Genomic DNA, 25985 nt, shown 5'->3' with positions numbered 1-25985 from the left:
GCGTGGCGGCTTGCTGAAGGGCTGCAAGGGCGGTACTTCCGTCGGCATTCGCGGACGCCAACCATCGTCGTTCTGCATGAGCATCGTGCCCGGTTGATCGCTGCTCGTCCGTTCCCTCAGCTCACGCGGCGCATAATATGCCGGATCGTTCGGGCCGACATATCCTTCGTGCTTTGTATCACTCATACTGAACACTCGCCCTCATGGGGCCTTCCGCCAGCCCCGCGGACGTATGCCGATTGCGCCCTATGCGATCCTAGAACTCCGGGGGCGCAACCGCAATTTTTTTGCGGCTCCGCCCGGCAACAAGGACCAGGAGTTGAGATCATCCTGCAGCGCTTCCGGCTGACGCCCGCCGTTTCCCCTTTGGCTGGCGTTCGCCGGCGTCCCGTGCAGGACAGTCCCGTGTTACGGCAAATACGACAACCCAGCGGCGAGAGGTAGACGAAAATTGGACCAACTTCAATCTACAACTAATAATCAATTTACGGGGATAGTTAACCCGTGAGGTTGCACCGCGCGACGCATTGCCCCGATTAGTATCGCCTGCAAACCTTGAAATTCGCGCCGCGCCGTGGTCTCAAGCTTGCGAGTTTGCAGCCCGGCCCTACCGGCGGCCAGACAGATTTCAAAACCCGGCAGATTCACCGATGGCCCGAAGGTTTTCCGCTCCCTACCAGTCGGAGCCCGTGTCCAGCCTCGCCACCTGGTCGCGCAACCTGGCCATCTTCGCCGTGGTCGCAGTGGTGGTGTCGATCATCATCGTGCGCTTCGGGTTTCTGGAGGTGAAACCGGCGCTCGCGACCTTCTTCGGCGCGCTCGGTTTGGCCGTACTTTCGATCCTGGTCGGCCTCGCCGCCTTTGCCTCGATCTGGCAAACCGGTTCGCGCGGCATGGGCCGGATCCTGCTGGCGTTCCTGATGAACGCCCTCCTGCTCGCCTATCCGGCCTACCTTGCCCTGCAATACCGCAAGCTGCCGCCGATCCACGACATCACCACCGATCCGATCGATCCGCCGCGCTTCGAGGCACTGGCGCGGCTGCGCAGCGGCGAAGGCGCCAACTCCGCCGTCTATGCCGGACTCTATTCGGCCGAACAGCAGCGCATCGCCTACCCCGACATCGAGACCGTGGAGCTCGAAGTGCCGCCGCAGCGGGCCTACGAAGTGACGCTGGCGCTGGTCAACAAGCGCAAATGGCTCGTGATCGACGAACGGCCGCCGCAGCCGCCGCGCCGCATCGGCCGCATCGAGGCGGTGGCGCGGACGCCGATCATGGGATTCCGCGAGGACATCTCGATCCGCATCACGCCCGACGGCGAGGAATCGCGCGTCGATATCCGCTCCTCCTCGCGCTATTTCGAAAGCGATCTCGGCAGCAACGCCGCCCGCGTCAGTAAGCTGATCGAGGACATCAACGCGGCCGTCGACGCCAAACCGGCGGCGCCGAAAAAGCCGCAGACGCCGGCCAAGACGCAGGCAAAGAACGTGAAGAAGTGACGCGTCAGTGTCATCCCGAGGCGCGCTAAGCGCGAACTATGGTGCGCAATTGCGCACCTGAGGATCTCGAAGTGAGGGACAAGAACACCTAGCGAGATTCTCAGGTACGCAATTGCGTATCATAGTTCATCGCTGCGCGATGCCCCGGAATGACGGCGCCCCTAACTCGCCAACCTGTACGTCCCGCCGATCACCGGATCGCTGTCGGTGGCGACGATGCCGCGGGCGACCAGGTCTTCCAGATGCGCCAGCACGGAAAAGCCCGCGGCGTTGGTCAGCCGGGGATCGATGCCGATATAGATCGCGCGCACCAGGGTCGGGATGTCGGCCTCGCCCTTGGCAAGGCGATGCAGGATCGAGGCCTCGCGTGCCTGGCGGTGGCGCGTCAGGAAGCGGACGTAACGCGGCCCTTCCGGAATTTCCGGCCCGTGGCCCGAGAAGTACAGATCCTCCTCACGGGCTTCCAGCCGCGCCAGCGAGGCCATGTAGTCGATCATCGAGCCGTCCGGGGGCGCCACGATCGAGGTTGACCAGCCCATCACGTGGTCGCCGACGAAATTGATCTTTCGCTCGGGCCACGCGAACGCCAGATGATTGGCGGTGTGGCCTGGGGTTGCGACCGCCTCCAGTGCCCAGCCCTGCCCTTCGATGACGTCGCCGTTCTTCACTTGGATATCGGGTCTGAAATCGCGGTCGGCGCCGGATTCCGGACTGTGCTTCTCGCTCTCGAAACGCGGCCGCGAGGCGCGGTGCGGCCCCTCGGCATAAACCGGCGCGCCGGTGGCGGCCGTGATCCGCGCGGTGTTCGGCGAATGATCGCGGTGGGTGTGGGTGACGAGAATATGCGTCACCGTCTCGCCGCGCACAGCATCGAGCAGCGCTTTAGCATGTGCTTCATCATCCGGTCCGGGATCGATGATCGCGACATTGCCTTGGCCGACGATGTAGCTGACCGTGCCGGTGAAGGTGAACGGGCTCGGGTTGTTGCAGAGAACGCGCCGCACGCCGGGGCGGGCTTCATCGACCACGCCCGGCTTCAGCGGAAAGTCGCGGTTGAATGGGATGTCGTCGTTGTCGGCCATTGCCAGCTGCCCGGGATCCGGTCTTGTAGGATGGGTAGAGCGCAGCGAAACCCATCACGCAACGCATGGTGGGTGATAGGATGGGTTTCGCTTCCCTCTACCCATCCCACGACGTGCGGCTTACGAAAACGCCTGTATCCCCGTGATCGCCCGGCCCAGAATCAGGGCGTGGACGTCGTGGGTGCCTTCATAGGTGTTCACGGTTTCCAAATTCGCGGTGTGGCGCATCACGTGGTACTCGATCTGGATGCCGTTGCCGCCGTGCATGTCACGGGACACACGCGCAATGTCGAGCGCCTTGCCGCAATTGTTGCGCTTGACGATCGAGATCATCTCTGGCGCCATCTTGCCCTCGTCCATCAGGCGGCCGACGCGCAATGAGGCCTGCAGGCCGAGCGCGATTTCGGTTTCCATGTCGGCGAGCTTCTTCTGCACGAGTTGCGTTGCCGCGAGCGGCCGGCCGAACTGCTTGCGGTCGAGCGTGTATTGCCGCGCGCGGTGCATGCAGTCTTCGGCAGCGCCCATCGCCCCCCAGGAGATGCCGTAGCGGGCGCGGTTGAGACAGCCGAACGGCCCCTTGAGACCCGACACGTTGGGCAGCAACGCGCTCTCCGGCACCACCACGCCATCCATCACGATTTCGCCGGTGATCGAGGCGCGCAGGGAGAGCTTGCCGCCGACCTTCGGCGCCGATAGGCCCTTCATGCCCTTTTCGAGAACGAAGCCGCGGATCTGGTTGTCATGCGCGGCCGACTTGGCCCAGACCACGAACACGTCGGCGATCGGTGCATTGGAAATCCACATTTTGCTGCCGGTCAGCCGGTAGCCGTCGGACACCTTTTCGGCGCGCGTCTTCATGCCGCCAGGATCGGAGCCGGCATCCGGCTCGGTCAGGCCGAAGCAGCCGACCCACTCGCCGGTGGCAAGCTTGGGCAGGTATTTCTTGCGCTGGTTCTCATCGCCATAGGCGTAGATCGGGTACATCACCAGCGACGACTGCACCGAGTTCATCGAGCGATAGCCGGAATCGACCCGCTCGATCTCGCGCGCCACCAGGCCATAGGCGACGTAGCTCGCGTTGGCGCAGCCATATTCTTCCGGCAGCGTGACGCCGATCAGGCCGAGCTCGCCCATCTCGTTGAATATCTCGCGGTCGGTCTTCTCTTCCAGATACGCGTTGATGACGCGCGGCAAGAGCTTGTCCTGCGCATAGGCGCGCGCGGTATCGCGGATCATGCGCTCATCTTCGGTGAGCTGGTCGTCGAGCAGGAACGGATCGTCCCACTGGAAGGAAGCCGCATCCGGCTTGTCCTTGGTTTGAGGGCGCACGCTCATGAAAATCCCTTTCGCATCACTGTCCTGTTGGAAATTGTCGACAAAATAGTGCGCTATCGGCGGAAGCGCAAATGTTTCACCATGTCATTCCGGGGCATGCGAAGCATGAACTATGGGGCGCCCTTTGCGCCCCCGAGAATCTCGAGATTCCCCGATGCGCAATTGCGCATCCGAGATATGGTGCTGACGCACCATTCCGGAATGACGACTATCCCTCCAACTTCTCGTTGGAGACAATCTCGATGCCGAACCCGGATAATCCCTTGTAGTCGTGCACGGAGGACGTGAGGTTGACGATCGAGGTAATGCCGAGATCGCGCAGGATCTGGGCGCCGACGCCAACTTCACGCCATTGCCGGTGGCGATCGGCCTCTGCCGTTTTCTGTTCGCCGACCGGCTCGACGGGAACTCCGGCCGCACCATCGCGCAGGTACACCAGCACGCCGCGGCCAGCCTTCTTGAAATGATCGAGCACGATCTGCATTCGCGCCTGGCCGGTGAAGAGATCCTTGACGATGTTGGGCTTGTGCAGCCGCGTCAGCACGTTCTTGCCGTCGCCGATGCCGTTATAGACGAAGGCGGCGTGCGCGATCTCGTCGAATGGCGAGCGATAGGCATAGCCCTGCAGCGGGCCGATGGGACTGTCGGTCGTAAACGTCGCGACCCGTTCGATCAGCTTCTCGCGCGCCTGGCGGTAGGCGATCATGTCGGCGATCGTGACGTGCTTGAGCTTGTGGGCGGCGGCGAAGCGCGCGACCTGCTCACCCTTCATCACGGTGCCGTCGTCGTTCATCAGTTCAGAGATGACGCCGACCGGCGGCAGGCCGGAGAGCTTGCAAAGATCGACTGCAGCCTCGGTATGGCCGGAGCGCAGCAGCACGCCGCCGTCGCGGGCGATCAGCGGGAAGATGTGGCCGGGCCGGGCAAAGTCGTTGGCGCCCGCGTTGGGATTGGCGAGCGCTCGGCAGCAGGAGGCGCGCTCCTCGGCCGAAATGCCGGTGCCGCCGTCGGGCTTGTAGTCGATCGAGACGGTAAAGGCGGTGGTGTGATTGGATTCGTTATGCGCCACCATCGGATCGAGCCGCAGCCGCCTGGCGTCGTCGGTGGTGATCGGCGCGCAGACGATGCCGGAGGTATGGCGGATAATGAATGCCATCTTCTCCGCGGTACAGAGCGAGGCCGCGACGATCAGATCGCCCTCGCCCTCGCGGTCGTCATCGTCGGTGACGACGACGAGTTCGCCCTTGGCAAAGGCTTGCAGAACTTCCTGGATGGTATCGGCCATTTTCTCTGGATCTCGCTATCTTCAGCCAGTGCATTAGCCGGACTCAATGTCCTGCGCCAGCGTCAATACGCGGGGCAGAACGGCGTCCGCAGGCATACCAGAATGCCAGCCCGTAGCCCGGATGGAGCGCAGCGCAATCCGGGGAAGGCGCCCCCGTTTGCGAGAGTCCCGGATTTCGCCGCGCTTCATCCGGGCTACGCACGCTACGCAGGGCCATTTTTACGGCAGCACCTCGCGGCGCTCGCTGAGCAGCGCGTCGGTCTCGGCCCGCTTGTCCGCCAAAAGCCCAGCCTGGGCCGCTTCGATCACCTTGTAAAGCTCGTGGGCGTCGCTGAGCCTGGTCACCGTCACGTAATCGGCTCCGGCCTCGTAGAGGTCGACAACATTTGCCAGGATCTCCGCGGTGGCGACGATCTTGGCGGTCGGATTGAGCGAGCGGACGTGGCGCACCAGCTTTTCGTTGTCGGCGCCCTTCAACAGCGAGTCCGGGATGCTGAGGATGATCAGCTCGGCCTTGCCGACGCCGGCGTGCACCAGTGTATCGACGTTGCTGATATCGCCGTAGACCACGTGCATGCCGCGATCCGTTAAGGTGCGGAACACCAGCGGATTGAAGTCGATCACGGTGATCTGCTCCAGCACCGCCGGATTGAGGCGCTCGATCTCGGCAACCAGCGCGCTGGCTGCGCGAAAGAACCCGAGAATGACGATCCGGCGCGCCTCCCCGTGCCCGCCCTCACGCCCTCCGTCGGCCTCATGCTTGTGATCGAGATCGCGAAACCCGATCCGCTTCAGCGGGCCGATCAGGCTGCGCGTGACCTGGTCGCTGCGGCCCATGACAAAGGTGCTCAGGACCGCCAGCACCACGAAGGCGAACGATGCCGCGCTCGACGTCTCGGTCCTGATGTGACCCGCCATCACGCCGGTCTGGATCACGACCAGCGAGAATTCCGAGATCTGCGCCAGGTTGATCGCCGGCAACAGGCTGGCGCGCAGGCCCTGCTTCATCAGATAGAGCGGCGTGAACGTCGTCACCACACGGCTGATGACGGTGAAGGCCGCGATCGCGAGCGCCAGCCCGATCACCGACGCACCGGGGATCGGGATCGTCATGCCGATTGAAACGAAAAACAGCGTGATGAAGAAGTCGCGCAGCGTCGTCACCTTGGCGGTGACGTCGAGCGCATAGGGGAAAGTCGACAGCGAAACCCCCGCTACCAGCGAGCCCATCTCGCGCGACAGGTGCAGCCTCTCCGCGATCTCGCCGATCAGGAAGCACCAGGCCAGTGCGCCGAGCAGGATCAATTCCGGCCGGCGCGCGATCTGATGGAACAGCCACGGCAGCACATAGCGGCTGAGCACGAGCGCCGTCGCCACCAGCACGCCGACCCGGGCGATCGATAAGAGGATCACGCTCACTTGCAGACTATCGAGGCTCGGCTGCACCGCCAGGAACAGGATGGCGAAAATATCCTGCAACACCAGCACGCCGAGCGTAATCCGCCCCGGCAGCGTGTCGAGCTCGCGCTTCTCGTAGAGCACCTTGACGATGATGACCGTGCTCGACAGCGCGCAAGCGACGCAGAGATAGAGCGCGTCGAAATCCCCGCTGCCTATCGACAGGCCGATCCCGATGAAGAACAACAGTCCGAGCAGGCAGCCGCCGATCAGTTGCCCGCCCGCGGCAAACAGGATGACCTTGCCGGCGCGCACGATCTTCTTCAGGTCGATTTCCAACCCGATCATGAACAGCATGAAGATCAGGCCGAGTTCGGAGATGACGGTGATCGACTCCCGGGACTTGACCCACTCCATGCCGAATGGACCAATGAAGAACCCGGCGATAAGGTAGGCCAGGATCAACGGCTGCCGAGAAAAATGCGCCAGCAGGCCGAGCCCCCAAGCGAACAGGATGCATAAGGTGATATCGCGAATAAGCTCGTGCATGGTTCCGGACTTCCCCCTCCTGCAACCTAGAGGTCCCGGCGCAAGGGTCAAACAAGCAATGTGTCACAGCCGTAGAAAGGGGGCTTTTCTCGCGATTCTAGCTACGTTGTCGATCCTGTGCGGCCCCACCGCCAGCGCCCAGACCGCGGGCGCAATCGAACAGAATTTCGCAAACTCCCTTACGGCGATGCCTGCGGAAGGCCTTTCCGTATCAGGCGCATTCTACGTGCCGGTCTATTCCAGCGTCTCGATGAGCCAAGGCAAGTTGCGGGCCGATTTTTCGGTCACGCTGAGCGTCCACAATGCCTCTGAAACCCGCCCCCTGGTATTGAAGCGGATCGTCTATTTCGACACAGCAGGCAGGATGGTGGAGAGCTACCTCAAATCCCCGATTGCGCTAAAACCGTTCGCGACCGTCGAGGTCTTCATCGCCGCAAATGACGTGCGCGGCGGAACGGGAGCCAATTTCGTGGTCGACTGGGCGGCCACCGGCGAGATCGCCGAGCCCACGGTCGAGGCGTTTATGGTCGGCGGCGTCGGGGCCGGACATTATGCCTTCATCAGCCAGGGGCGGCCGATCAGGGTCGTCGGCAAGAACTAGGTTGCAAGAATTAGGCTGAACACGAGATAGAGAGCCGCCCGGTCGGCCCTCTCAACAAGAAACAAAATGGAGTGAACATTCATGTCTACCGCTTCCTTCGATTTTGCGCCCTTGCTGCCCGCCGGATTGCCAGCGCCGGCAGCGCGGTGGACCGGCCTTGCCAGATACAGCTTCGTCGGCGGCAACAATGATCCCGAGCAGGTGCCGGTCGAAGGCCTGATCGACGCCGTCAATACCGTGCTTCGGCGCGAGGGCAAGACGCTCGCGACCTATGGCCTCGCCAGCGGCCCGCAGGGCTATCGCCCCTTGCGCGAATTCCTCGCCGCGAAACTCAAGCGCGATGCCGGTATCGCCTGCATCGCCGACGACATCATGATCGTCTCCGGCTCGCTGCAAGCGCTCGATCTCGTCAATCAGACCCTGCTTGCGCGCGGCGACACTGTGCTGGTTGAACAGGAGACCTATCAGGGTGCGCTGACCCGGCTGACCCGGCTCGGTGTCAAGACGGTCGGCATTCCCCTAGACGATCAGGGCATGCGGATGGACGCGCTGGCGGCAGCCCTGGCCGCCCACAAAAGCCGCGGCATCACGCCGAAATATATCTATACCATCCCGACGGTACAGAACCCGACCGGCAGCATCCTGCCGCAGGTACGCCGCGCGGAGATGCTGAAGCTGTCGCAGCAATACGGCGTGCCGATTTTCGAGGACGATTGCTACGCCGACCTGATCTGGAAGGGCGAGCGGCCGCCCGCGATCTATGCCATGAGCCAGCACGGCGGCGTCATCCACATCGGCTCGTTCTCGAAGTCGATCGCTCCTGCCCTGCGGGTCGGCTTCATCGTCGCACCTTGGGAGATGATGTCGCGGATGCTGGCGCTGAAGACCGACGCCGGAAGTGGCGCGCTGGAGCAGATGGTGCTGGCGGAATATTGCGCACCGCACTTTTCGACCCATGTGCCGAAATTGACGCGCGGCCTGCGCGCCAAGCTCGACACGCTGATGGAAGCGCTCAACGAGCAGTTCGGCACCGCGGCTGAATTCGAGGAGCCCGAGGGCGGTATCTTTCTGTGGCTGAAGCTTCCCGACAACGTCGATACGCTGAATCTCTACCAGGCCGCGCTCGCCGCAGGCGTCGCCATCAACCCCGGACCGGAGTGGTCGACCAACAAGGCCTATGCCGGCAGCCGGCTGCGGCTGTGCTTTGCCAGCCCGTCGCATGAACAGATTCGCGAAGGCGTCGCCGTACTCGCCGAAGTCTGCCGCAAGGAATTCGGCGTGCCGGCTCGAATCGCGAATGTAGAGAAGCGAGCTCGGAGCTGAGCGCGTCTCGCTACCCGGTTGCACGAAGCCCTTGTCGCAGCGAAACACCAGCGCAATCCGCGACAGGCGCACGATTGACAGGTTGACCTTGCCCGCTTCGCTGGGCCGTAGCGCTCGGACATGCCGGACGGACGCGCGAAGTCGCGGCGCGACATGCCCTATTCAGCCTTGATGCCGGCCTCGGCAATCAGCTTGCCCCATTTGGCACTCTCGCTCTGGATGAATATGGCGAAGGCTTCGGCTGAGGTGGGCGCGGGTTCGGCGCCGAGAACGCGGATTTTCTCGATCGCGGCGGGATCGCTCAATGCCTTCACGAAGGCAGCATTCAACGTGTTGACGATCTCGGGCGGCGTGCCGGCGGGCGCGACGATGCCAAACCAGCCGATGGATTCGAAGCCGGAGAGGCCCTGCTCCGCCAGCGTGGGAACGTCGGGCAGGAAGGCCACGCGTTTTGCGGCAGAGACGCCGAGCGCCTTCAACTTGCCGTCGCCGATCAACTGCTTGGAAGCAGGAATATCCAGCACGGCCAGCGGGACGTGGCCGGCAAGAACGTCCGTGGTCGCCGGCGCGGTGCCGCGGTAGGCGATCAATTGAATTCCGATACCAGCTTTTTGCGCAAGCAACGCCGAGGTCAGGTGCATCGCCGTTCCGTTGCCGCCATGGCCGATCGACAGGCCCTGCGGTTGAGCTTTGGCCTTTGCAATGAGATCGGCGACGGAACCAATAGCCGATTGTTGCGAAGACACCAGCACGAACGGGATTTCCGCCAGCAAGGTGACCGGCGCCAGATCCTTGATCGGATCGAACGACATCGCCGCGCGGTTGAGATGGGGATTGACGGTCAGCACGCCGGCCGCGGCCACGCCGAGCGTGTAGCCATCCTGCGTCGCCTGCGCCACCGCGCCGATCCCGATATTGCCGCCCGCGCCCGCCCGGTTCTCGATAACGATCGGCTGACGCAGCATTTCCGCGAGCGCCGGCTGCAGTGCGCGGATCACGATATCGGCACTGCCGCCGGGCGGAAACGTCACGATGATCTTGATGGGTTGATCGGGATATGCGTTTGCTGTTTCAATTGCCGATAACGACAGCGACAAAACAACAACAAGGGCGCGGATCATGCCTTGCCGGATCGACGGAAACATTCAGGGTCCCCCGATGATCTCTGTGGCGTTCAGTAATGCATGATCGTCCCAACGCAGCAAGCGACAAGGCGGCAAGTGACATGGTGAAGACCAGCGTTCTCGTGGTCGGCGCCGGCCCGGTTGGCCTCACTCTGGCAATGGACCTCGCAACGCGGGGAATTTCCGTCACTGTCGTGGAGACGCGCGCCGCCGGCGAGGCGCCGAGCGTGAAATGCAATCACGTTTCGTCGCGCTCGATGGAGATTTTCCGCAGGCTCGGACTGGCGCAAAAGCTGCGCGACGCAGGACTGCCGGCCGATTACCCGAACGATTGCTCTTACCGCACCACAGCAACGGGCATCGAGCTCTCGCGCATCCCCATTCCTTGCCGGCGCGATCGTTATACCGCCACGGGGGGGCCGGATACCGATTGGCCGACCGCCGAGCCGCCACACCGCATCAATCAAATTTACATGGAACCCGTGCTGTTCGCCCATGCTACAGGCATCGAGGGCTTGCAGATTCTGAGCCGCACCGCGTTCGAGGATTTCAGCGAAGCCGATGACGGCATCGTTGCGACCGTCCGGAATCTCGATACCGGAGCCGCCTTTCAGATTCGCGCCGACTTCCTCGTCGGCTGCGACGGCGCGCGTTCGCTGGTTCGCAAGGCTATCGACGCCAATCTGCAGGGAACGCCGATCATCCAGCGCGTGCAATCGACCTATATCCACGCGCCCGCCCTGCTCTGCCTGATGGACCGGCCCGCCTGGATGACGCTGTCGCTCAATCCGCGGCGCTGCGGCACGGTGGTCGCGATTGACGGCAGCGAGAAATGGTTGATCCACAACCATCTCAATCGCGAAGACGAGACATTCGAGTCGGTCGATCGCGACGCCTCGATCCGCGCCATCCTCGGCGTTGGCCCCGATTTCGAATACGAGATTCTGAGCAAGGAAGACTGGGTCGGCCGCCGCCTCGTCGCCGACCGGTTTCGCAAGGGCCGCGCCTTCATCTGCGGGGACGCAGCGCATTTGTGGATGCCCTATGCCGGTTACGGCATGAATGCCGGGATCGCGGACGCCACCAACCTCGCCTGGCTGCTCGCGGCCTATCTGCAAGGATGGGCCGACATTGCCATCCTCGAGGCCTATGAGGCCGAGCGCCTTCCGATCACCGAACAGGTGTCCCGCTTTGCGATGGAGATGGCGGGCAAGGTCCTGAGCCAACGCCGCGCTGTTCCCGAAGAGATCGAGCAGCCGGGGCCGGAGGGCGATGCCGTCCGCAAGCAGGTGGGGCAAGCGGCCTATGACCTGAACGTGCAACAATATTGCTGCGCCGGCCTCAACTTTGGTTACTTCTACGACCGCTCCCCGATCATCGCCTATGACGGTGCCGAACATCCGGGTTTCACGATGGCGGACTTCACGCCGTCTTCGACGCCGGGATGCCGGCTTCCGTTCGCGAAACTAGCCGATGGCCGGCCGGTCTATGATGCGCTGGGGCCGGGCTATACGCTTTTGCGGTACGATCCGGATGTTTTGGTTGCGCCCTTGACCGATGCGATGCGCGGCAACGGCGTCCCGTTCAACATCGTCGATGTTTCCGGGGGCGGCGACCGCAAACTTATCCTGGCGCGCACCGATCAGCACGTCGCCTGGCGCGGCGACGCGATCCCGGATAATCCCGAACGCCTCATCAGCAATCTGATCGGCCGAAGCCTCACCCCCAGCCCGGATTGATTCCCTGATGACGGAGGCGCGCTCCCAGCATCGCCTAGGCATTGCCCTCGTCGTCGCCGCCGCCATTGCCTGGAGCACCGCGCCGTTTTTTACACGGCTGCTTCCCTACGACTCCTGGACCATCCTGTTTTGGCGCGGATTGTTCGGCGGCGGCCTCATCATTATCTTGATGGTGCTGTTGCAAGGTCGCGCCGGCCTGCGGGATCTGACCAGGATGGACAAAAACGGCTGGCTTGTCGCGTCGTTCTCGACATTGGCGATGATCGCCTTCATCCCTTCGCTGCAGCTCACGAACGTGTCCAATGTCGCGATCATCATCGCAACGGGTCCTTTCCTCGCGGCCGCGCTTGCCTGGGTGTGGTTGCGGGAAATCCCACAACTGCGAACCATGCTGGCGAGCATCGTGGCGCTCGGCGGCGTCATGATCATCGTCGGTAACGCGCGCGCCGGTTCCGACATTCTCGGAATCGCCCTTGCCTGCTTCATGGCGCTGGCGATCGCTGCGATGACAGTGATGGTGCGGCGGCACAAGAATACGCCGATGGTCGCCGCTGCAGCGATGTCGAACATCCTGGGCAGCGTTATCAGCATGCCCTTCGCCCACGGAATAGCTGCGATAACCGGGTTCGACCTGCTCATTCTCGCGATGTTCGGATGCTTTCAGGTCGCGCTGGGGCTGACCCTGTTTTTCCTCGGCTCGCGCCTGCTGCCGTCCGGCCAGGCCGCCCTGATCTCCACGCTGGAGACACCGCTGATGCCGTTCTGGATATGGGTGGGATTTGGCGAGTTTCCGACGCTGCGGGTGCTGGCCGGCGGCGCCCTGGTGATGGGCGCCGTCATTGCCGACATCGTCGGCGATATCCGCACGCAGCGATTATCAAAGTGAATGGGCGAAGCTAGCGCACCGCGAACGGCGCCTGGTAGGGCCGGCCGAACGGCACGCCGTTGATCACCGTCTGCACCGGCTTGAGCAGCAGCTTGCCCTCGCGCTTGTTGTTGCGGGTGTCGACGAACGAGGTCTGCGCTTCCACGAGATCCATGATGGCGACGTCGCCGGGCGCGCCGATCTGCAGCGTGCCGATCTTGGGCGCGCGATTGATGATCTTCGCCGGCGCCGTGGTCGCCATCGCCACCACCTGCTCCACCGTATATCCCAGCAGAATGAACTTGCTCATGACGTTCGGTAGATACGGCATGCCCGGCGAGTTGCCGGAGAAGACGTGGATGTCGGAGGAGATCGTGTCCGGCCCGCAGCCGGCGGGAATCGCCACCTCGGCCACCGTAAAGTCGAAACTACCGCCGCCATGGCCGACATCGAACATTACGCCGCGCTGCTTGGCCGATAGCGCCGCCGGCAACAGCTTGCCGTCCTGCACGATATTGGTGAAGACGCCCGCGATATTTGGCGCGCCGGAGTAGCAATGGGTCAGCACGTCACCCGGCCGCAGCAGGTCGAGGATGTCAGACATCAATTCCTTGGTCTCGACGCCGCCGATATGCACCATCATCTTGGCCGGCCAGCCGCACATTTCGCAGGCCTTGATGCCGCGCTTGAGCGGCTCAAGGCCGTGCTTGGCGATGACGTTCTCCGACATCCGCACCTTCACGCCGAGCAGGAAATCCGGATTTTCCGCCAGCGCCATCGCGCAGGCTTCGACCTGCGCGTAGTCGATGTTGTAGAGCTCGGCGACCGGGAAGCCGGACAGGCCGTTGTTGGCGATGTGGACGAAGGCGTAAATCCGCGCCCGCGATTGCGCCACGATTTACCGCCGCAGCGCCGCGAGATTGTTGACGCCGGCATCCCCGGCCGAGACCACCGTGGTGGTGGCCTGCGCCTGCACCAGTTCGTCGGCGGGAATACCGATCGCCGAACCGTAGGGATAGACGTGGGAATGCAGGTCGATCAGGCCGGGCGTTACCAGCTTGCCTGACGCATCGATGGTCTTGGCGGCGCGCGCGGCCGGGATTTCGTTCTCGACAGCTTCGATCACGCCCCAGCGAATGCCGATGTCGCGCTTGCCCCTGAGCGACTGGCTCGGGTCCAGCACGTCGCCGCTCTTGATCACAAGGTCGAACTTGTCGTTCGATCCCATCGCAGCATTGGCAGGTCCGGCCATCGCGGCGACAGCGGCCGATCCGGTCAGGCTTAGAAAATCACGGCGTGAATATCCGGTCATCGCGGCGCTCCCCCTGATATGATTTCTTATGCGGCGATGATGCGCCGGGTGTTGGCATTCCGCAAGCAGCGTCGCGGCCGGCCCACGCAAAACCGACGGCAGTGCCGCATACCAGTTGAGTGGGCTGCACCGCGCCCCGTCGGCCCCGGAGCAAACCACGATCCACGCCGCTCGCGCCAAAGGCCGAGAGATCAGAGCAACGCACAACGTGAGTGTCTGAACAGGCGTTCAGAATTCTCTTGAAGTTCCGCCGGAACGTTCCTTGTGATGTGATGTTTTCTCCTCGCTCAATTGAGGAGGATTGGAATGAAGAAGCTTGGATACGTTATCGCTGCGCTTGGCGCGCTTATCATCGCGGCACCCTCGATCGCGAGTGCCGAGACCGTCGTGATCAAGCGTGGCGGTTATCACGGCCACCACCACGGCTACGGCGCGCGCGCCGAATTCCGCGGGCATCGCGACCGTGGCTACCATCGCGGATGGCGACATGGCCATCGCGACAAGGTCGTGATCATCAAGAAGCATCGCTACTGAGGCCAGCGCCTCGAACACAAGACACCTCAAATGCAAAATGGCCCCTCACGGGGCCATTTCTTTTCCGGCAGCGTGGCGATTGCTCGTCACGACGTGTGGAAGGCAATCAGCTATAGATCTCGAACAGGCCTGCGCCGCCTTGGCCGCCGCCGATGCACATCGTCACGACGCCCCACTTGGCCTTGCGCCGGCGGCCTTCCTGCAGGATGTGACCGGTGAGACGCGCACCGGTCATGCCGAAGGGGTGGCCGATCGCGATCGAGCCGCCGTTGACGTTGTACTTCTCCGGATCGATGCCGAGCTTGTCGCGCGAATAGAGGCACTGGCTGGCGAAGGCTTCGTTGAGCTCCCAGAGATCGATGTCGTCGATCTTCAGGCCGTGGCGCTTCAACAGCTTCGGCACGGCGTAGATCGGGCCGATGCCCATCTCGTCCGGCTCGCAGCCTGCGGAAGCCCAGGCGACAAAACGGCCCATCGGATTGAGGCCGCGCTTTTCAGCGTCCTTGGCTTCCATCAGCACCACGGCGGCGGCGCCGTCCGAGAGCTGGCTGGCGTTGCCCGCGGTGACGTACTTGCCCGGGCCCTTGACCGGCTCAAGCTTGGCAAGGCCTTCCATGCTGGTGTCGGGACGATTGCACTCGTCGCGGTCGACAGTATAATCGACGACGCTTTCCGCCTTCGTCGCCTTGTCCACCACCTTCATCTTGGTCTTCATCGGGACGATTTCGTCCTTGAACTTGTTGGCCTGCTGGGCGGCGGCCATGCGGCGCTGCGACTCCAGCGAATACTCGTCCTGGTATTCGCGGCTGACCTTGTAGCGTTCGGCAACGATATCCGCCGTGTCGATCATCGCCATGAAGATATCGGGTGCGACTTTGAGCAGATCGGGATCGATCGATTCCTTGGGCGAGCCGCCACCGGGGATCGAGATGCTCTCGACGCCGCCGGCCACGATGCAATCGGCGCCGTCAGAACGGATTGAGTTGGCGGCCATCGCGATGGTCTGCAGGCCCGAGGAGCAGAAGCGGTTCACGGATACGCCGGCGGTCGACTTCGGCAATCCCGCGAGCAGCGCGGCCTGGCGGCCGATATTCGGCGCGCCATGCGCGCAATTGCCGAGATAGCAGTCTTCGACATATTCCTTCTCGACGCCGGCGCGTTCCACGGCGTGCTTGATGGCGTGAGCCGCCATCGACATCGGCGGGGTGATGTTGAACCCGCCGCGGCCGGACTTCGCCAGTCCCGTACGTGCATAGGAAACGATGACAGCTTCACGCATTTGAAAGACCTCCCTTTGATGCGATCCAGTATGGACTGGAGCCGCGCCCGTGTGTAGCGAAAACCCGAATTCCGGCCGGCGGAAAAGAATTCCCCCGCAAGCCGGCTCGAAGCCGGGATTTGCATAACGCTTGTCCTTCGGCAAGGCCGCGCTTGGCGTTCCGGGGCGACGCAGGCGATGCGCGACGAAAGGCGCATGCTCCAGCTATTTCACTGAGCGAAATTGACCGCTATTGAGATCGCCCGCACAAGGCGTGCGGCGGGATCAGGTCAGGGGTGCGATGGTAAGGGCATTACGACAGTGGCTGGACACTCATGAGCTTCCCGCGATCGTCACGGCCGTGCTCGGGGTGATCATTGCGCTCTCGGTGCTGATCGTTGTCGGCGGCTATCTGCTGGTGACGCCCTAAGGACGTCGGCTCAGATGTGCTGCGCCATGACTTGGCCGGGCCGGGCATCCGGGCGGGGCTCGAGATCGACCGACCAGAGGTCGCGATTGTCGACGTCCTTCAATGTCACGGTCATGACTCCGGTCTTGCCGTCAATGTCGACGCGGCCGAAAAACTGCATGCCGAAACAGGGCGCGAGATTCTCGCCGCTGCACCCCTTCTGGAACATCGCTTTCGGCCCGAACGTATTGTCGAGCGGGGCGGGCGCCCAGGTGCCGGCATGCAGCGGGCCAGAGACGAACTCCCAGAACGGCTCGAAATCCTGATAGGCCGCGCGGTTCGGATCGTAATGATGCGCGGCCGTGTAGTGCATGTCGGCGGTCAGCCAGACCGTATTGCGGATGCCGGCGCGCTTTATGAACGACAGCAGATCGGCAATCTCGTGCTCGCGGCGCTCCGGCGGGCCGTCACCGAGCGCAATCGCGTCCTCGCTGATCAAGCCGATCGGCATGTCGGCAGCGATCACCTTCCAGGTGCCATCGGAAGCCACCAGTTCGCGCTTCAGCCAGGCCAGTTGCGAAGCGCCTAGAATGCAGGTGTCGCGGTGGTCGTCGCGCCTGTTCCCAGTGGAATCGCGGTAGCTGCGCATGTCGATCATGAAGACGTCGAGCAGCGGGCCGTAGGCGATCTTGCGGTAGATGCGGCCGTCCTGCGCGGGCGTCGCGCGCATCGGCATAAATTCATGGAACGCGCGGCGCGCCCGCGCCACCAGATGCGAGGTGCCGTCCTCGGCATAGCCGGTCTCGTCGGCCGTGCCGATCGGCGCCCAGTCGTTCGTCACCTCGTGGTCATCCCATTGCGCGAACAAGGGAACGGCGGCATGGAAGGCGCGGAAGCTTTGGTCGAGCCAGTTGTATTTGTAATTGCCGCGGAACTGCGCGAGGGTTTGGGCGACGACGGACTTTTCCTCGGTGACGATGTTTCGCCAGACCCCGCCATCGGGCAGCTTTAATTCCCGCTCCACCGGGCAATCCGCATAGATGTGGTCGCCGGAATGGATGAAGAAGTCGGGACGGTTGTCGAGCATGGTCCGGTAAGTCCGCATGCCGCCACGGCTTTCGTCGATGCCCCAGCCCTGCCCCGTCGTATCGCCTGACCAGACAAACGATACGTTGCTCCGTGCCGTGGGCCCGGTGCGAAAATGCCCGACCTGGATCTCACCTGCGATCTCCGGTTCGTCGATGTTTTCAAACCGCACGCGATAGAAGATAGCCTGCCCGGATGGCAGACCGCCGAGCAGAACCTTCGCGGTGAAATCGCGGTCCGGCAATGCATCGGCCGAAGCCGTGCCAATGATGGTTTTGAATTCTTCGCTGGCCGAACATTCGACCCGCATCCGCGCCGCCCGGTCGGCGCGCGCCCAGATCACCGCGGAATTGGCCGAGACGTCGCCCGATTGAATCCCGCTTGCGATGAGCGGACGATCCACGGCACGGCTGAGGTGGGGTCTGGCAAGGCCGCCGAGACCGGCGACGGCGACTGTCGCGGCGGAGCGGATCAGCAGTTGACGCCGTGTCAGGCCATGCTTGGCGCGTATCGGAATTTGCATCGAAGCACCCTCGTCGAATCACGACGAAGGTGTGCCCGAGCAATTTGAACGCTGGCCGAAGGTTTTACGACAGGTGGATGACGCTGGGGAATCGTAGGATGGGTAGAGCGCCGCGAAACCCATCAATATTTGCGCGGAGGCATGATGGGTATCGCTTTCGCTCCACCCATCCTACAATCTACTCTACCGCTGCCAGTCGCAGATGCCGCCGGAGTTGCACGGCCAGGTCTGAATCCGCATGTCACGCGCCTGCGCATCGAGCGGATTGCTGTGGCGCTGCGCCAACTTGGTGCGGGCAGCGCTGCGCGGTTTCTGCACACGCTCATGCGCCACGTGAGTCTTGGGCGCGACAGTTTTGTGCGCAGCCGTCTTGGGTGCAGCCGTCTTGGGTGCAGCCGTCTTGGGTGCAACAGTCTTGGGCACGGCGGCAACCTCGGGCACGACCACGCGCTCCGTCTTCACCTGCTTGCGGTCGGTTCTGGCCTCGATCCGGACCGGGGCGAATCGCGTCTCCGGGCCGAGCCGCTTCGGTGAGAGCATGGCTTGGGAGGGATCGAGGCCGAAGAGCTCACCCGCGCGATACTCGTCCGCCAGCGCGGCGCTGCCCAACATCAGGAGCCCCGTGCCAAGCGCGGCGGCAAAAACGTTTTTCAGGACCATCGCAGGCCTCCTGAAATCAACCAAAACGCGAAACTGCGGCCATGATGTAGGAAACCGGCCGGATAATGCCAGCGGCTCGCGGCCACAAGGTTATCGCAGCGATCCATCAGCGAAATAGATCACGGCCGGTGTGGATGGAACCTATTCGGCGGCCTGCGCGACGGGCTGACCGATCGCGCGTTCAATGCGCACGCATTCGGCGCGATATTTCGCGACATTGGCTTCCTTGACGTGGCCGTAGCCGCGAACGAGTTCCGCTAATTTCGCCAACGCCACCAGACGCGGCCAGTCATGCGGCTTTGCCCTGTTGAGCTGGCGGAAGATCATCGCGGAATATTCGCTGGGCAAGGCCCGCTCCATCCGTCGCTCGGTTGTATAGCCGAACGGATCGAACGCGGTGCCGCGCAGGAACTTGAACCGGGTGAGAACATCGAAGGCGCTGAATATCCAGGCGCCGAATTCGCGCTTGCGCAAATGCCCGGTCACCTTGTCGCGTGACGCCAGCAGCGGCGGCGCGAGGCTGACCCTGACGCCGGGGTCGCCGTCGAACTGTTCCTTCAGCGCCCTCGCAAACTCGCCGTCGGAATAAAGCCTGGCGACTTCATATTCGTCCTTGTAGGCCATCAGCTTGAACAGACCCTTTGCGAAGGCTTCGGTGAGATCGTGCGCACCGGACGCGCCTTTTGCCTCGGCGGCACGGACGCGCTCGACTTCAGCGAGATAGCGCTTCGAATAGGCCTCGTTCTGGTACTCGGTCAGGAATTTTGCCCTGAAGGCGATGCTCTCGTCGAGCGTCCGCCGCACCGGCGCCGCGCCCGAACTTTTGAAGCGTGCAGCAGTGACAACGCGCGGCAGATCGTGCGCGGCGAGCCGGCCCCAGGAGAAGGCGAGCTTGTTCATCTCGATCGCCGCACCATTGAGGTCGATCGCCTTCATAATCGCCTCCAGCGAAAGGGGAATCGCGCCGCGCTGGAACGCGAAGCCAAGCATAAACGCGTTGGTCGCGATGCTGTCGCCCATCAGTGCGGCGGCCAGCCCGGTGGCATCGAGAATGTCGAGATCGGAGGCAGTGACAGCCTCGTTCAGCGAATCCCGCATCGTTCCCGCCTCGAAGTCGATATCGGGATTGATGACGAAGCTTGCGGTCGGCAGCAGGTCGGCGTTGACGACCGCGCGCGTGACGCCGCGTTCGGCCCGGCTCAGCGCGGGGATGCTGGTGGCGACCACGATGTCGCAGCCGAGGATGAGGTTGGCGCCGCCGGGCGCGATGCGGACGGTCGAGAGGTCATCCGCAACAGGCGCGATGCGGACATGGCTCATGACCGCGCCGTTCTTCTGCGACAGGCCGGTGAAATCGAGCGTCGAGCACGCTTTGCCGTCGACGTGGGCTGCCATGCCGAGCAGCGCGCCGATCGTGATGACGCCGGTGCCGCCGATGCCGGTGATGAGAATGTTGTAGGCGCCATGGAGCGCCGGTGTGGCCGGAGTCGGCAGATCGGCGAACAGCGCGGATGGATCGGCCGCCGCGCGATCTGCTTTCCGCACGCGTCCGCCGTGCACGGTCACAAAACTCGGGCAAAAGCCCTCGATACAGGAAAAGTCCTTGTTGCAGTTCGATTGATCAATCCGCCGCTTGCGGCCGAACTCGGTCTCCAGCGGCTGCACCGAGACGCAGTTGGAAACAGAAGAACAGTCGCCGCAGCCTTCGCAGACGCGCTCGTTGATGAAGACGCGCTTCGGCGGATCCGGATAGAGCCCGCGCTTGCGGCGGCGGCGCTTTTCCGCCGCACAAGTCTGGTCGTAAATCAGGACGGTGAGGCCCTTGATCTCGCGGAGCTCCCTCTGCACCGCGTCGAGCTCGCGCCGGTGATGAACGGTCGCGCCTGACGGGAAATAATTCGACGGATACTTTTCCGGATCGTCGGAGATGATGGCGAGGCGCTTGGCGCCTTCCGCCGAGACCTGGTGCGCGATCTGCGACACCGTCAGGCCGCCTTCGGCCGGCTGGCCACCGGTCATCGCCACCGCATCGTTATAGAGGATCTTGTAGGTGATGTTGACGCCGGCGGCCGCCGCTGCGCGGATCGCCAGCAGGCCGGAATGGGTGTAGGTGCCATCGCCGAGATTCTGGAACACATGCGGTTCGCTGGTGAACGGCGCCTGCCCGATCCAGGTGACGCCTTCCGCGCCCATATGCGAGATCGTTTGCGTCCGGCGGTTCGGCACCGACAGCGCCATGCCGTGGCAGCCGATGCCAGCCATCGCGCGGCTGCCCTCGGGAATCTTGGTCGAGGTGTTGTGCGGGCAGCCCGAGCAGAAATACGGCGTGCGCTGCAGTTTTGCGGCGCCAAGGCCTTCCGCCGGCCGGTCGAAAGCTTCGAGTTTGGCGAGACGCTGTTCCAGCGCCGGGCTGCGATGCCCAAGCCTGCGCAGCCGCGCCACAACGGCCGCCGCCACCATGGTCGGCGTCAACTCGCCTTCGCTCGGCAGCAGCGGCGCGCCGGTCTCGTCCCGCTTGCCGACCACCGAAGGCCGCTTCGCGGCGTCCATGTTGTAGAGGATGCGGACCAGTTGATCCTCGATAAAGCCGCGCTTCTCCTCGACCACCAGCACGTCCTGCAAGCCTTCGGCGAACGCACGTGCACCGGATTCCTCCAGCGGCCAGGTCAGCGCCACCTTGTAGATGCGCAAGCCCAGCGCCTGCGCCTCGGCATCGGTAATGCCGAGGTCGGCCAGCGCCTGCCGCAGATCGAGATAGGCCTTGCCGGTCGCCATGATGCCGAGCCGCGCGGGCTTTGAATCCAGGACGATGCGGTCGAAGCGGTTGAGGCGCGCGAACGCAGCGACCGCCTGCATCTTGGGTCCGTGCAGCCGCCGCTCCTGCTCGATCGGTGCATCGGGCCAGCGGATGGAAAGCCCGCCCGGCGGCATCTCGAAATTGTCAGGCATGATGATCTTGATGCGGTCGGGATCACTGACGATCGAGGCCGAGCTTTCGACCGTCTCCGAAATCGCCTTGAACCCGACCCAGCAGCCGGAATAGCGCGACAGCGCAAAGCCCAAAATGCCGAGATCGAGATAATCCTGCAACGTTGCCGGGTTGACTACCGGCATCAGCGCAGCGGCGAACACCTGCTCGCTCTGGTGGGCGAGCGTCGAGGACTGGCAGCCATGGTCGTCGCCGGCGAGCGCAATCACGCCGCCATTCGGCGAGGTGCCCGCCGAGTTGGCATGCTTCAGCGCGTCGACGGAGCGGTCGACGCCGGGGCCTTTGCCGTACCAGATGCCGAACACGCCATCGACCTTGGCGCCTGGGAACATGCCGACCTGCTGGCTCCCCCACACAGCGGTCGCCGCAAGGTCCTCGTTGAGACCCGGCGAGAACTCGATGTCATGCTGCTTGAGGAAAGATTTGGCGCGCCACAGCGCGTGATCGTACATGCCGAGCGGCGAGCCGCGGTAGCCGGAGATAAAGCCTGCGGTGTTGAGCCCCTGCACGCGGTCGCGTTCGCGCTGCAACATCGGCAACCGGACCAGCGCCTGCGTACCGGACAGAAAAATCCGCTTCGCATCCAGACGGTATTTGTCGTCCAGACCCACTTCCATCAACGCCATTTCGTCCGCTCCCGTCGCACGTTCCGCCGGTTATTTGAAACCGGTCTAATTGCGAACAGCATGCACCGATTTTGCTATGCGTGCCCAGCGTGAATTCATGGCCGCAGGGCATATCTCACCCACCTGTGGATCGGCCGGCCTCTTGCTGGGGCCAGCCTTCTTTGAAACGCTGCGCGCCAAAGGGAGACACCAGGGATGACAGAACCGGCGTTCAGGACCGAGATATTGGAGAGCGGCAATCTGTTGGTGGGGCCGTGGCGGAGCCCGAGGCAAATGCTCCACGCGCAGGTTTATGACTCGCACGCCTCGATCCATGACGATGCGACCGCGCAGAAACTCGGCTTTCAGGGTGGCACCATCGAGGGCCCGACCCATTTCAGCCAGTTCGCGCCGCTGTGCGAACGGATCTGGGGCCAGGCCTGGTTCGAGACCGGATGCCTGTCCGCGCATTACCGCAACCCGGTCTTCGAGGGCGAGGAAGTGCAGGCCAACATCGAAAAGCCGAAGCCGGGGCAGACGACTTGCGCGATCGGCATGACCAAGCGCAACGGCACCGAGATTTTGCGCGGCACGGCTTCCGTCGGGGATGTGATGGAAACGGCGTTAAGCCGGCGGCTCGGCGAAACGAAGCCGCTGGCCGATCCCGTCATCCTCGCCGACGTCAAAGTGGGCATGAAGACGCCGCGCCCGACGGTGAAAATGGATTTCGACCAGCACATGGGCGACCTTTATCCGTTTTCACTTGCCGAGAAGCTGAAAGTGATCACCGAACCTTCGGCCTACTATTCGCAGGAGTTCAATCCCTGGGGTCGGGCGATTATTCCCTTCGAGATGCTGAGCGTGCTGTTTCAATACCGCGCCCGCGAGGACCGGCTGCCGGTGCGCGGGCCGGCGGTCGGCCTGTTCGCCGATCAGGAAGTCCGCCTGCTGCGCGGGCCGCTATTCGTCGGCGAGAGCTATGCGACCGAGCGCGAAGTGGTTGCGCTGAGCGGCAGCCGGCGTACCGAAAGCGTCTGGGTCCGCACGACCGTGTTCGCAAAGGACGATACGCCAGTCGCCACCATGCTGTTGAATATGGCGAGCATCAAGGACTCTTACGCCGATTATGAGGGGGAGCACAAAGCGCTCTACGGTTAGGCGAGCCTGATCTGCTATCGCCAACAAGGACAACAACAAAATGGCCCGCCTGTCCTATCTCGAAGCCGACCAGGTCGCCCCCGAATATCGCGACATGCTCAAGCGCAACACCAACCTCCATAAGCTGCTGGTGAACTCGCCTGATATGGCGCGCGCCTTCAACGGCATCGGCAACTACATCCGCTTCAAGAGCAAACTGGACCCGCGCCTGCGCGAACTCGCGATTCTCCAGGTCGGCTGGCTGGAGAAGTCCGAATACGAATTCACGCATCACGTGAAGATCGGCAGGGAATTCGGCGTCACCGATGAAGATGTCGAAGGGCTGATGGCCGAGACCGATGGCAGACCATCCAAGCTCGAGCCGCTGGCGAAAGCGATTTTGCGTGGTGCGCGCGAAATGGTGCGAGAGCTTGCGATGTCGGAGGCGACTTTTGCCGAGATCAAGCAAAAACTTTCCGACGAGCACATGGTCGATCTCGTGCTCACCATCGCCTTCTATTGCGCCGTGGTGCGCGTGCTGGCGACGATGAAGATCGACAACGAACCCTATTACAAAGAGGTACTGCGACAGTACCCGATCCCGGGAGTGGAGTGACATGCGCCTGAAAGATCGTGTCGCCATCGTCGTCGGCGCCGGGCAGAGCCCCGGCGAAGGTATCGGCAACGGCCGTGCCACCGCACTCACTTTTGCGCGCGAAGGCGCTAAAGTGCTGTGCGTCGATCACAATCTAGCCTCTGCCCAGGAAACCGCCGACATGATCGCCGAGAGGCGCGGCGTCGCGGCGGCGTTCAGGGCCGACGTCACCAAGAACGCCGAGTTGAAGGCGATGGCGGCGGACGCGCAGGCACGCTGGGGCCGCATCGACGTGCTGCATAATAATGTCGGCGTCAGTTTGGCCGGCGGCGACGCCGAACTGCTCGACATCTCAGAGGAAGCGTTCGACCGCTGCGTCGCGATCAATCTGAAGAGCTGCGTGTGGGCGGCCAAGCACGTGATCCCGATCATGCGCCAGCAAAGAAGCGGCGCCATCATCAACATCTCCTCGATGGCCGCGATCACGACCTACCCCTACGTTGCCTATAAGGCGACCAAGTCGGCCATGATCGCCTTCACCGAACAGCTTGCCTACCAGAATGCGCAATACGGCATCCGCGCGAACGTCATACTGCCCGGGCTGATGAACACGCCGATGGCGGTCGATACCCGCGCGCGCGAATTCAAGAAGAGCCGCGCCGAGGTCGAGGCCGAGCGCGACGCAAAAGTGCCGCTGCGCCGCAAGATGGGCACCGGCTGGGACGTCGCCAACGCCGCGCTGTTTCTTGCGTCCGACGAAGCAAGTTTCATTACCGGCGTGACGCTGCCGGTGGACGGCGGCGCCAGCGTGCGGCGGGGATAGAACCGTGGGGTGGCCACGCTTACGCTTTGCTCACTCTACGGCCGGCTGAAGTATTACGCTTGGCTGCAGAGACCTTGTAAAAAGAGGACAATTGCCGTGATTAAAATCGAACTCTCCCACGTCTACAGAAACTACATTGCCTGCCTGAATAGGCAGGACTGGCGGGAGCTGGGACAGTTCGTTGATGATGAAGTGATTCACAACGGCCGGCGGCTCGGGCTTTCGGGTTACCGCCAAATGCTGGAGAGAGACTTTGAGGATATTCCGGACCTCTATTTCAGTATCCGGATGCTGATTTCCGATCCGCCCTATGTGGCGAGCCGGCTGGGCTTCGACTGTACGCCGAAGGGAACGTTCCTGGACCTTCATGTAGCCGGCAAAAAAGTTTCGTTCACTGAGAACGTCTTCTACGAATTTCGAATAGAAAAGATTTGCGAAGTCTGGTCGGTCGTAGACAAGGCGACTATCGAAGCTCAGCTCAAAAAATGGTAGGGTGGGCAAAGGCGCACTTGCGCCGTGCCCACCGTTCTATCGGCGTAAAAGGATGGTGGGCACGCCCACCCTATGGCAGCTCGCTGCCAGACCTCATCCCGAGGAGCCGCGCAGCGACGTCTCGAAGGATGGATAGCACCAGCCGGGCCGCATGGTTCGAGACGGCGCTTACGCGCCTCCTCATCATGAGGGTCTAAAGGGTCGCAGGCACGCGATCGAAGGAACGACCGTCCTCCTCCTGCCCGCAAATTTACCTTTGGTTAGTAACTTTCTCTTAAGGGTTGCGGCGATTGGGCGGTCTTTTTGACGCCCGTACTCACGCAATTTTGCGCCGGCGTTTTTATTCGGGCATCTGTGTGATTCGACACATTCAATCGATTCCATTGACACGATGATGTGACAGCGCATCGTCGCTTGTCGAAATACCGACTCGTTGCGGTCGCACGAATTTCACGTGCGCTCGCTATTACGCGGCACAAGAATTGTGGCGAGCGCTGCAAGAATGCCGAGGCACCATGAACGAAGAATTCGACTACGACCTGACGCCGTCCCAATGGGAAACGTTGAAGGCATTGCGATCGCCCGCGTTGCTGCTGCCGCGCATGAGCCGCTACACGATCGACGGCCTGATCGCGCTCGAACTTGCCACCATGAACGGCGATGCGCCCGCCATCACGGCGAAGGGACGCAAGGTGCTGATTCGCGGCTCGTCGCTGCTGTTGCAGGATCTGGCGGCTTGATTCGTCTTGAAGCGCTGGCGTG

Annotated in this window: 21 protein-coding genes and 1 pseudogene; 12 read left to right on the top strand and 10 right to left on the bottom strand. The window is 62.9% G+C overall.

Annotation, left to right across the window (positions count from 1 at the left end; genetic code table 11):
* Window positions 1-650: 650 nt before the first annotated feature.
* A complete protein-coding gene (locus HCN58_RS01830) occupies window positions 651-1499 on the top strand; it encodes a DUF1499 domain-containing protein (protein ID WP_171577662.1) in 849 nt (282 codons plus the stop codon).
* Between the two features lie 161 nt (window positions 1500-1660).
* On the opposite strand, the gene HCN58_RS01825 is transcribed toward HCN58_RS01830, so the two are convergent.
* From HCN58_RS01825 to HCN58_RS01810, 4 genes are all read right to left on the bottom strand, one after another.
* Window positions 1661-2581 (bottom strand): MBL fold metallo-hydrolase, encoded by a 921-nt coding sequence (locus tag HCN58_RS01825; RefSeq protein ID WP_171577661.1) that lies wholly within the window; start codon window positions 2579-2581, stop codon window positions 1661-1663.
* Window positions 2582-2701: 120 nt separating this feature from the next.
* Window positions 2702-3916 carry an acyl-CoA dehydrogenase gene (locus HCN58_RS01820; protein WP_171577660.1) on the bottom strand — a complete coding sequence of 405 codons (1215 nt, stop codon included), beginning with the start codon at window positions 3914-3916 and terminating at the stop codon, window positions 2702-2704.
* A gap of 208 nt (window positions 3917-4124) precedes the next feature.
* On the bottom strand, window positions 4125-5201 hold the full coding sequence (gene ribB / locus HCN58_RS01815; protein WP_171577659.1) for a 3,4-dihydroxy-2-butanone-4-phosphate synthase: 1077 nt from the start codon (window positions 5199-5201) through the stop codon (window positions 4125-4127).
* Window positions 5202-5420: 219 nt separating this feature from the next.
* Window positions 5421-7148: a cation:proton antiporter domain-containing protein gene (locus HCN58_RS01810; RefSeq protein WP_171577658.1), complete on the bottom strand. Its 1728-nt coding sequence runs from the start codon at window positions 7146-7148 to the stop codon at window positions 5421-5423.
* Window positions 7149-7206: 58 nt separating this feature from the next.
* Here HCN58_RS01810 and HCN58_RS01805 point away from each other — a divergent pair, with 58 nt between their 5' ends.
* Both HCN58_RS01805 and HCN58_RS01800 read left to right on the top strand, forming a co-directional pair.
* Window positions 7207-7749, top strand: coding sequence for a DUF3124 domain-containing protein (locus HCN58_RS01805; RefSeq protein ID WP_376701136.1), 543 nt, complete (start codon window positions 7207-7209; stop codon window positions 7747-7749).
* Between the two features lie 81 nt (window positions 7750-7830).
* On the top strand, window positions 7831-9072 hold the full coding sequence (locus tag HCN58_RS01800; protein ID WP_171577656.1) for an aminotransferase-like domain-containing protein: 1242 nt from the start codon (window positions 7831-7833) through the stop codon (window positions 9070-9072).
* A gap of 158 nt (window positions 9073-9230) precedes the next feature.
* On the opposite strand, the gene HCN58_RS01795 is transcribed toward HCN58_RS01800, so the two are convergent.
* A complete protein-coding gene (locus HCN58_RS01795) occupies window positions 9231-10217 on the bottom strand; it encodes a Bug family tripartite tricarboxylate transporter substrate binding protein (protein WP_171577655.1) in 987 nt (328 codons plus the stop codon).
* A gap of 35 nt (window positions 10218-10252) precedes the next feature.
* Here HCN58_RS01795 and HCN58_RS01790 point away from each other — a divergent pair, with 35 nt between their 5' ends.
* On the top strand, window positions 10253-11935 hold the full coding sequence (locus HCN58_RS01790; RefSeq protein WP_235983294.1) for an FAD-dependent oxidoreductase: 1683 nt from the start codon (window positions 10253-10255) through the stop codon (window positions 11933-11935).
* A 7-nt stretch (window positions 11936-11942) separates the two neighbouring features.
* Window positions 11943-12821, top strand: a complete 879-nt coding sequence (locus HCN58_RS01785; RefSeq protein WP_171577654.1) for a DMT family transporter — start codon at window positions 11943-11945, stop codon at window positions 12819-12821.
* Between the two features lie 10 nt (window positions 12822-12831).
* Here HCN58_RS01785 and HCN58_RS01780 read toward each other — a convergent pair.
* Window positions 12832-14112 (bottom strand): annotated as a pseudogene (locus tag HCN58_RS01780) (amidohydrolase family protein).
* Between the two features lie 306 nt (window positions 14113-14418).
* Here HCN58_RS01780 and HCN58_RS01775 point away from each other — a divergent pair.
* Window positions 14419-14646, top strand: coding sequence for a hypothetical protein (locus tag HCN58_RS01775; protein WP_171577653.1), 228 nt, complete (start codon window positions 14419-14421; stop codon window positions 14644-14646).
* A 106-nt stretch (window positions 14647-14752) separates the two neighbouring features.
* On the opposite strand, the gene HCN58_RS01770 is transcribed toward HCN58_RS01775, so the two are convergent.
* Window positions 14753-15925, bottom strand: a complete 1173-nt coding sequence (locus tag HCN58_RS01770; protein ID WP_171577652.1) for a thiolase family protein — start codon at window positions 15923-15925, stop codon at window positions 14753-14755.
* Window positions 15926-16157: 232 nt separating this feature from the next.
* On the opposite strand from HCN58_RS01770, the gene HCN58_RS01765 reads away from it, so the two are divergent.
* Window positions 16158-16334 carry a hypothetical protein gene (locus tag HCN58_RS01765; protein ID WP_171577355.1) on the top strand — a complete coding sequence of 59 codons (177 nt, stop codon included), beginning with the start codon at window positions 16158-16160 and terminating at the stop codon, window positions 16332-16334.
* A gap of 10 nt (window positions 16335-16344) precedes the next feature.
* On the opposite strand, the gene HCN58_RS01760 is transcribed toward HCN58_RS01765, so the two are convergent.
* The 3 genes from HCN58_RS01760 to HCN58_RS01750 all read right to left on the bottom strand — a co-directional run bounded on the left by HCN58_RS01760 (window position 16345) and on the right by HCN58_RS01750 (window position 22197).
* Window positions 16345-17922 (bottom strand): alkaline phosphatase D family protein, encoded by a 1578-nt coding sequence (locus tag HCN58_RS01760; RefSeq protein WP_171577651.1) that lies wholly within the window; start codon window positions 17920-17922, stop codon window positions 16345-16347.
* A gap of 183 nt (window positions 17923-18105) precedes the next feature.
* On the bottom strand, window positions 18106-18582 hold the full coding sequence (locus HCN58_RS01755; RefSeq protein ID WP_171577650.1) for a class I SAM-dependent methyltransferase: 477 nt from the start codon (window positions 18580-18582) through the stop codon (window positions 18106-18108).
* 141 nt (window positions 18583-18723) lie between these two features.
* The gene (locus HCN58_RS01750; protein ID WP_171577649.1) at window positions 18724-22197 is read right to left on the bottom strand and encodes an indolepyruvate ferredoxin oxidoreductase family protein; all 3474 of its coding nucleotides are present in this window, start codon (window positions 22195-22197) and stop codon (window positions 18724-18726) included.
* Between the two features lie 195 nt (window positions 22198-22392).
* Here HCN58_RS01750 and HCN58_RS01745 point away from each other — a divergent pair, with 195 nt between their 5' ends.
* From HCN58_RS01745 to HCN58_RS01725, 5 genes are all read left to right on the top strand, one after another.
* Entirely contained in the window at window positions 22393-23334 is a 942-nt protein-coding gene (locus HCN58_RS01745) for a hotdog family protein (RefSeq protein WP_171577648.1), read from the top strand.
* A gap of 40 nt (window positions 23335-23374) precedes the next feature.
* Window positions 23375-23929 carry a carboxymuconolactone decarboxylase family protein gene (locus HCN58_RS01740; protein ID WP_171577647.1) on the top strand — a complete coding sequence of 185 codons (555 nt, stop codon included), beginning with the start codon at window positions 23375-23377 and terminating at the stop codon, window positions 23927-23929.
* A gap of 1 nt (window position 23930) precedes the next feature.
* A complete protein-coding gene (locus HCN58_RS01735; RefSeq protein WP_171577646.1) occupies window positions 23931-24731 on the top strand; it encodes an SDR family NAD(P)-dependent oxidoreductase in 801 nt (266 codons plus the stop codon).
* Window positions 24732-24827: 96 nt separating this feature from the next.
* Window positions 24828-25223: an ester cyclase gene (locus tag HCN58_RS01730; protein WP_171577645.1), complete on the top strand. Its 396-nt coding sequence runs from the start codon at window positions 24828-24830 to the stop codon at window positions 25221-25223.
* Window positions 25224-25738: 515 nt separating this feature from the next.
* Window positions 25739-25963, top strand: coding sequence for a hypothetical protein (locus tag HCN58_RS01725; protein ID WP_171577644.1), 225 nt, complete (start codon window positions 25739-25741; stop codon window positions 25961-25963).
* Window positions 25964-25985 lie beyond the last annotated feature (22 nt).

Origin of the sequence: Bradyrhizobium australiense, assembly GCF_013114825.1 — a bacterium.
GTDB classification, from domain to species: Bacteria; Pseudomonadota; Alphaproteobacteria; order Rhizobiales; family Xanthobacteraceae; genus Bradyrhizobium; species Bradyrhizobium australiense.
This window is presented reverse-complemented; position numbering and strand designations above follow the sequence as displayed.